This is a genomic window from Oerskovia sp. NPDC056781 (assembly GCF_042789955.1).
Taxonomy (GTDB): domain Bacteria; phylum Actinomycetota; class Actinomycetes; order Actinomycetales; family Cellulomonadaceae; genus Oerskovia; species Oerskovia rustica.
The window spans coordinates 1-3,277 of sequence record NZ_JBHUAD010000329.1 but is presented as its reverse complement, the minus strand read 5'-3'; the positions used below and the strand labels follow the sequence as shown (position 1 = coordinate 3,277).

Annotated in this window: 4 protein-coding genes; all 4 read left to right on the top strand. The window is 73.3% G+C overall.

What is annotated here, in order from left to right; translation table 11 throughout:
• Positions 1 to 135: 135 nt before the first annotated feature.
• From murI to rdgB, 4 genes are read left to right on the top strand one after another with little or no spacing between them, the layout of a single operon-like run.
• Complete coding sequence (gene murI, locus ACFRCR_RS17885) at positions 136 to 939, top strand: glutamate racemase (protein ID WP_030151552.1); 804 nt, start codon at positions 136 to 138, stop codon at positions 937 to 939.
• Entirely contained in the window at positions 939 to 1,781 is an 843-nt protein-coding gene (locus ACFRCR_RS17880) for an MBL fold metallo-hydrolase (RefSeq protein WP_377679450.1), read from the top strand. Before murI ends, ACFRCR_RS17880 begins: the two co-directional genes overlap by 1 nt.
• A 20-nt stretch (positions 1,782 to 1,801) precedes the next feature.
• Positions 1,802 to 2,560, top strand: a complete 759-nt coding sequence (gene rph, locus ACFRCR_RS17875) for a ribonuclease PH (protein WP_191788891.1) — start codon at positions 1,802 to 1,804, stop codon at positions 2,558 to 2,560.
• 14 nt (positions 2,561 to 2,574) lie between these two features.
• Positions 2,575 to 3,240, top strand: coding sequence for an RdgB/HAM1 family non-canonical purine NTP pyrophosphatase (rdgB, locus tag ACFRCR_RS17870; RefSeq protein WP_377679452.1), 666 nt, complete (start codon positions 2,575 to 2,577; stop codon positions 3,238 to 3,240).
• Positions 3,241 to 3,277: the final 37 nt, after the last annotated feature.

Here is a 3,277-nt window from a genome sequence, read left to right as displayed (position 1 = left end):
GGGCTGGGACCGAGGGCGTCGCACACTCGTGCGGCGCCCTTCGTCGTGCCGCGACGCATGCTTGTGGTCGGTCCCACAGGCCTGTGCGGGCAGCGCGACCGCCCTTTCCTGCGACCCGGCACTAGGCTCGTCCCCGTGAACGACGCACCCATCGGCATCTTCGACTCGGGAGTCGGGGGCCTCACGGTCGCCCGCTCGATCCTCGACCAGCTGCCGAACGAGTCGCTGCTGTACATCGGTGACACGGCGAACAGCCCCTACGGGCCCAAGCCGCTCGCCGCGGTCCGGGCCATGGCGCTCTCGATCATGGACCAGCTGGTCGACGAGGGCGTGAAGATGCTCGTCATCGCGTGCAACACGGCGTCCTCCGCGGTCCTGCGCGACGCCCGGGAGCGGTACACGGCGCGCTACGGGCTGCCGGTCATCGAGGTGATCCTGCCCGCGGCCCGCCGCGCGGTCGCCGCGACGCGCACGGGCAACATCGGGGTGATCGGGACGCGCGCGACCGTCGAGTCCCGTGCGTACGACGACGCGTTCGCGGTGGCCCCCGGGCTGCGGCTCACCTCACAGGCGTGCCCGGAGTTCGTCCGCCTCGTCGAGGCCGGCGTGACGTCGGGGCCCGAGGTCCTCGAGATCGCGCACGAGTACCTGGCCCCGATCCGTGCGGCGGGTGTCGACACGCTGGTCCTGGGCTGCACGCACTACCCGCTCCTGACCGGCGCCATCTCCTACGTCATGGGCGAGGAGGTCACGCTCGTCTCGAGCGCCGAGGAGACCGCGAAGGACGTGTACCGCACGCTCGTCGCGCACGGGCTGGAGCGCTCGCGCGAGGCGGGCGCCCCCCAGCACCGGTTCCGGGCGACGGGCAGCGCCGAGCCGTTCGACCAGCTCGCGCGCCGCTTCCTCGGGCCCGAGGTCTCGCTCGTGGAGGCCGTCTGATGCGCCTGGTCGTCATCGGCTCCTCGGGTTCGTTCGCGGGTCCCGAGTCCCCGGCCTCCTCGTACCTCGTCCAGGTGCCCGACGACGTCTCACCGGACGGGCGCGAGTGGAACCTTCTGCTCGACATGGGCAACGGCGCGCTGGGCGCCCTGCAGCGGTTCGTCGACCCGCGCCGGCTCGACGCGATCGGGCTGTCCCACCTGCACCCTGACCACTTCGTCGACGTGTGCGGGCTGTACGTCTACCTCAAGTACCACCCGGACCGGGCGGCCGCTGCGGCCACGACGTCTGCCGCCGATGACGCACACGGCGCGGGGGCGCTGCCCGTCTGGGGGCCGTCGAACACGGCTGAGCGCATCGGAGCGGCCTACGGCCTCGAGGCGGGGGAGTCCATGGAGTCCCAGTTCGCGTTCAGGGCGTGGGAGCCGGGCCAGGTGGTCACCGTGGGGCCCCTGACGATCGAGCCCTTTCGGGTCTACCACCCGGTCGAGGCCTACGGGGTGCGGGTCACGGGTCCGTCGAGCCTGGTCCCGGGCGAGCGGGTCACGCTCGCCTACACGGGGGACACCGACGCGTGCGACGCCGTCGTCGAGCTCGCACGGGACGCCGATCTCCTGCTGGCCGAGGCCGCGTTCCAGGAAGGGCGGGACGACGCGGTCGACCGCGGCATCCACCTGACGGGCAGGCGTGCGGGCGAGGTCGCGACGGCGGCCGGTGCCCGGCGGCTGGTCCTCACGCACCTGCCGGCCTGGAACGACAAGCAGGCTGCTCGCGACGAGGCCACGGCGGTCTACGCCGGCCCGGTCGACCTCGCGGCGACGGGTCGGGTCTTCACGCTCTGAGGCCCGGATAGGCTGGCTCCATGACTTCAGCCTCCACCTCCCAGACCGTCCGCGCGGACGGTCGAACGCCCGACGAGCTCCGCCCCGTCACGATCACCCGGAACTGGCTCGACGCCGCCGAGGGCAGCGTGCTCGTCGAGTTCGGGCGCACGCGCGTGCTGTGCGCGGCCTCGTTCACCGAGGGCGTGCCGCGCTGGCGCAAGGGCTCGGGGCAGGGCTGGGTCACGGCCGAGTACTCGATGCTGCCGCGCGCGACCAGCACCCGCAGCGACCGGGAGTCCGTCAAGGGACGCATCGGCGGGCGCACGCACGAGATCTCGCGCCTCATCGGGCGCTCGTTGCGCGCGGTCATCGACGTCTCGGCGCTCGGTGAGAACACGATCGTGCTCGACTGCGACGTCCTGCAGGCCGACGGCGGCACGCGCACCGCGGCGATCACGGGCGCGTACGTCGCGCTCGCGGACGCGGTGACCTGGGGCAAGAAGCACGGGGCGATCAAGGGCGGCAAGAAGGTCCTCACGGACTCGGTCTCCGCGGTGAGCGTCGGCATCATCGACGGCACCCCCATGCTCGACCTGCCCTACGTCGAGGACGTGCGCGCGGACACCGACATGAACGTCGTGGTCACGGGATCGGGCGACTTCGTCGAGGTGCAGGGCACGGCCGAGCACGCGCCGTTCAACCGCACCGAGCTCGACGTGCTCCTGGACCTCGCCCTGCGCGGCACGTCCGAGCTCGCGATCATCCAGCAGCTCGCGCTCGACGAGGCGTCGCGGTGAGCGCCGCGTCCGGCGTGAGCGTCCCCGCGGGGGCCCGGCTCGTCCTGGCGACCCACAACGTGGGCAAGCTGGGCGAGCTCCGGGCGATCCTGGCCGCGCAGCCCGGCCTGGACCTGCCTGCGCAGGCCGTGGTCTCGGCGCGCGAGGTCGGTGCTCCGGAACCTGTCGAGGACGGCGTGACGTTCGCCGAGAACGCGCTCATCAAGGCCCGTGCCCTCGCTGCGGCGACCGGACTGCCGGCCGTGGCCGACGACTCGGGTCTCGCGGTCGACGTCCTGGGCGGTGCGCCGGGGATCTTCTCCGCACGTTGGTCCGGCCGGCACGGTGACGACCGGGCGAACCTCGACCTGCTGCTCGCGCAGCTCGGCGACGTCCCGGCGGAGCACCGCGCGGCGGCCTTCGTGTGCGCGGCGGCGCTCGTGACGCCCGACGGGGGAGAGTGGGTGCGCACGGGCGAGATGCGCGGCACGCTCCTGTCGGCCCCGCGCGGTGAGGGCGGCTTCGGCTACGACCCGATCCTCCTGCCCGACGGCGAGACCCGGTCCGCCGCCGAGCTGTCGGCCGAGGAGAAGAACGCGATCAGCCACCGCGGCCAGGCCTTCCGTGCACTCGCGCCGCTGGTCGTCGCGGTGCTGACCGGGACGGCGGTCGACGAACCCCAGGTCCAGCCGCTCGCCTGAGCGGCCGACGACGCCGGGGCGAGCGTGACCTCCGGGT

Coding starts and splice junctions, on each gene's coding strand:
- ACFRCR_RS17880 (WP_377679450.1), top strand. CDS start 939: ATGCGCCTGGTCGTCATCGGCTCCTCGGGTTCGTTCGCGGGTCCCGAG.
- rph (WP_191788891.1), top strand. CDS start 1,802: ATGACTTCAGCCTCCACCTCCCAGACCGTCCGCGCGGACGGTCGAACG.